The organism is Robiginitalea sp. (assembly GCF_049588695.1).
In the GTDB taxonomy this organism is placed as follows: domain Bacteria; phylum Bacteroidota; class Bacteroidia; order Flavobacteriales; family Flavobacteriaceae; genus Robiginitalea.
In genome coordinates, this window is sequence record NZ_JBAVZJ010000111.1 from 1 (window position 1) to 3,241 (window position 3,241).

5 protein-coding genes are annotated in these 3,241 nt (G+C 45.8%); 2 read left to right on the forward strand and 3 right to left on the reverse strand.

What is annotated here, in order from left to right; genetic code table 11:
• Positions 1-127: DALR anticodon-binding domain-containing protein (locus WBV75_RS02470; protein ID WP_424119078.1), on the forward strand; the 127-nt coding region annotated here is incomplete at its 5' end.
• Positions 128-130: 3 nt separating this feature from the next.
• Here WBV75_RS02470 and WBV75_RS02475 read toward each other — a convergent pair.
• Entirely contained in the window at positions 131-901 is a 771-nt protein-coding gene (locus WBV75_RS02475) for a DUF6090 family protein (RefSeq protein WP_424119075.1), read from the reverse strand.
• A gap of 220 nt (positions 902-1,121) precedes the next feature.
• Positions 1,122-1,859 (reverse strand): bacteriorhodopsin-like, encoded by a 738-nt coding sequence (locus WBV75_RS02480; protein ID WP_424119079.1) that lies wholly within the window; start codon positions 1,857-1,859, stop codon positions 1,122-1,124.
• A 90-nt stretch (positions 1,860-1,949) separates the two neighbouring features.
• Here WBV75_RS02480 and WBV75_RS02485 point away from each other — a divergent pair, with 90 nt between their 5' ends.
• Positions 1,950-2,864 (forward strand): Brp/Blh family beta-carotene 15,15'-dioxygenase, encoded by a 915-nt coding sequence (locus tag WBV75_RS02485; RefSeq protein ID WP_424119076.1) that lies wholly within the window; start codon positions 1,950-1,952, stop codon positions 2,862-2,864.
• A 39-nt stretch (positions 2,865-2,903) separates the two neighbouring features.
• Here the strand turns inward: WBV75_RS02485 and WBV75_RS02490 are convergent.
• Positions 2,904-3,241, reverse strand: a 338-nt coding sequence (locus tag WBV75_RS02490; protein ID WP_424119077.1) for a formate--tetrahydrofolate ligase, incomplete at its 5' end; no start/stop codon positions are given.

Genomic DNA, 3,241 nt, shown 5'->3' on the forward strand with positions numbered 1-3,241 from the left:
GGTCTCTATTCTGGGAGAACCGGATGAGGTTAAGAAACGATTTCGGGTACAACTAACTGAAAAGGTCGGTTCCGTCATCCGGGATGCTACGGCCCTGCTGGGAATTGATGTGCCTCAGCGGATGTAATGCTTAATCTGCCAGACTTTTATCGATAAGCTCGAGAATAATCTCGATTTCCTCATACAGGGGTTGGTAATGATTTTTTTCGGTAAGCTGCGCTGTCAGAATAAAAATCAAGAGGTGGTTTTCCAGACTGCGGGATTGCAATAAATCCATGTTACTTCCTTTTTCAGGGCTCGGCTCTAAACCCATTTCTCCGGTGAGTATACCAGTGTTTTCCAGGATCGCTCGGATGTCGCCTCCTTCCCTCAGGGTGAGTTCCATCACTTCGGACCGCTGGTCTCTGAGGTTTTGCTCTTGTTGGCGAATTTGTTCAAGCCTCGAAGACCAGGTGGTCAGATGGCCGCGAAGGTTCGGATCTGACAAATACTCCAGACGGCCGGAGTTGAGCATTTCCTGCAGGACGGAATTGTTGGGGTTATAGGTCATTTCATCGGAAAAGGAATGGAATAATAAGCCCGAAAATTCGATTTCATTTAAATCCTTTCCCCCAAAGGCCATGACATTGGCGATTTCTCCGGCTTTTTTATAAGTCGCACGGTTGGCGCTTATCAGATTCTCCAATTTTATGCGGCTCCCTTCGAATTCTGCACGGAGTTCAGTCAGATAGAACTGCTCCCTTTTCTTTTCCAGACGGTGGTCGTTCCAGTTGTCCACATAAAGGGCGAGAAGGATCCCCATTACGATCAACACTAACTCCCCCAATCCATAGAGGAAATACTTCAAAATGGAATTGCTCTTTATGAGCCTTTGACGCAGGTGACGCAGATAAATAAACATTTCCTTTTTATGAAAAACCTCCACCCGGATATAGTCGGGTGCGGTGGTGCCTGTTCAAAAATACTAGATTTGAGGCATTTGAGCGATTCCCGCTCTATCCCTGCTTATTTACTGTCCGAATTTTTGGAGCAAAATTAGTAGATATCGCACAGAAGATATCGAACAAAAAAAGGCTTCCCATTACAGGAAGCCCTTTTTCCATCAATCATCCGAAAAGTAATTACGCTTTTTCGCTGTTGTGCCCGGAGGCAGAGACGGCCAGATTATATACTACCAGACCGAAGCCAATTTTGTTGACCGCATCTCCGATATTGTATATCACATCCATATTCAGGCCTGAGAACCAGCCTTCATACCACCCGGGGGTACCTGCCATATATCCAAGTGGGTAGATGGCCCATCCCACGAGGACAAACCAACATAAGGTTTTGTGGGCACTCAGGACTGCACCGCCGGCATTCTCGGCCAACTTTTTAGCCGAGCCAAACCAAATAATGTAAACGATGGCGAAATAAGCGATACCTGAAATCAGCCCCCATAACCAGGCCTGGTCGCGGTACACGGCTTCCCCAAAGTATCCGGTAACCAGCATAACCACCGAGAGGAAAATCAGGTTCCACATCAGGGATTTTTTAGCGCCCGCTACCCTCAGGATGAGGAAGAACTCCACACACATCAAAGGAACGGTAAGGACCCAGTCTACATACCGGAAAAAGGTTGGGGACTCCATATTTACGGCCCAGTAATCCCGCATGTACCAGTAATGAACGGCGGCAATAAATGTAATAAGTCCGGAAACCAGGATGGAAGTCCTCCACTTCTTGTCGAATGAATTCATTGACAAAAAGAAAAAGGCCGAGGCTGCCATCATGGCCATACACCCGACAAAAAAGGTAAAACCTACGTAATCGTCTGTCGCCATCTTGGCTACAAGCGAAAAATTTGAAAAAAGACTCATCATAACAATTAGTTTTAGTAGTTTTGTCTAGCGAAAATATTAAAAAATTAAACATAATTGTTTAAATAAAATCATAAAAAATTAAACATTATGAAAAAAGAAGAGTGGAAATCTGTGGAATTAAGAAACGCCATGATGGTCGCGACCTTCTTTTTTCTGTGGCTGGCCATCTTTTTTGGGGAGTCTGTTGAGGAAACCCTCGCCTTCACGCTTATTTTTTCTTTTGGAATACTCCACGGGGCCAATGACCTGGAAATACTCAGGAGGAATGGTTTGCCGAATAGCAAGGGCAAATCCGGGTGGAAAATGCTTTTAGCTTACGTGGGTTTTGTTCTTGTCAGTGCCCTGCTGTTCTATTTTATGCCCATGCTGGCACTTTTTATGTTTATTTCTTTTAGTGCCTATCATTTTGGGGAGCAGCACTGGATCAAGAGACAGGGAAAGTATCCCCCGCTTCAAAAACTCCTTTTTTTTTCATACGGCCTCGTCGTGCTATTCCTGCTTTTCTACGCACATGGGGGGGAAGTAACTGAGGTTATCCTGGGAATTACAGGCGTATCGATACCGACAGTGTGGTTCGGCCGTGTTCTTTTAGTGAGCCTGGGACTCTTTCTGGTTATCCTCGGCACAAATTTTTACAGAAGCCAATTGGTGCGGTATGCACTGCGGGAATTCTTTTTACTCGGGCTGTTCTTCCTCGTTTTTAATACGGCATCCCTCTTGTGGGCCTTTGCAATCTACTTTGTTGTGTGGCATTCGATTCCCTCCCTTGCAGACCAGCTCCGGTTGCTATATGGGACGATCAGTTTGAAGAGTGGTTTGAAATACGTCAAGTCGTCCGCGGTTTACTGGGTGGGTGCCCTGGTTACGCTCGCAGTGGCCTTCCTGGTTTTAAAGGACAGTGATTATGGGTACTTACCGCTATTTTTTTCTTTCCTGGCTGCAATCACCTTTCCACATGTGCTGGTCATTACCCGGTTGTATGGAGAAGGGGAGGGTGAATAACCCACTTCTTTAAGTTCCCTTTTCCGAATTCAAACCCATTTAAAACAATCCCGAAATATTCCCTTCTTTGTCAATAGAAATTCGCTCAGAGGCAGGGCTGGAAGGAAGACCGGGCATCCTGAGAATGTTTCCGGCGATCGGGACGATAAACCCCGCCCCCGCTGCAATTTCGAATTCCCGTATATTAATATCAAAATTTTCAGGCCGCCCGAGTTTTTTCTCGTCGTCACTCAGGCTCTTTTGGGTTTTCGCCATACAAACAGGAAGGTTTCCATAACCCAGGGATTCAAATCTTCTGAGTTGCCTGCTGGCCTTATTAGATAAGATAACATTCTCGGCTCCATAAATGGTACGACAGATTTTCTCCATCTTCACCC

What these genes read in the sequence shown, in the direction of transcription:
- WBV75_RS02475 (WP_424119075.1), bottom strand. Translation starts at nt 901, where the DNA reads ATGTTTATTTATCTGCGTCACCTGCGTCAAAGGCTCATAAAGAGCAAT.
- WBV75_RS02480 (WP_424119079.1), bottom strand. Translation starts at nt 1,859, where the DNA reads ATGAGTCTTTTTTCAAATTTTTCGCTTGTAGCCAAGATGGCGACAGAC.
- WBV75_RS02485 (WP_424119076.1), top strand. Translation starts at nt 1,950, where the DNA reads ATGAAAAAAGAAGAGTGGAAATCTGTGGAATTAAGAAACGCCATGATG.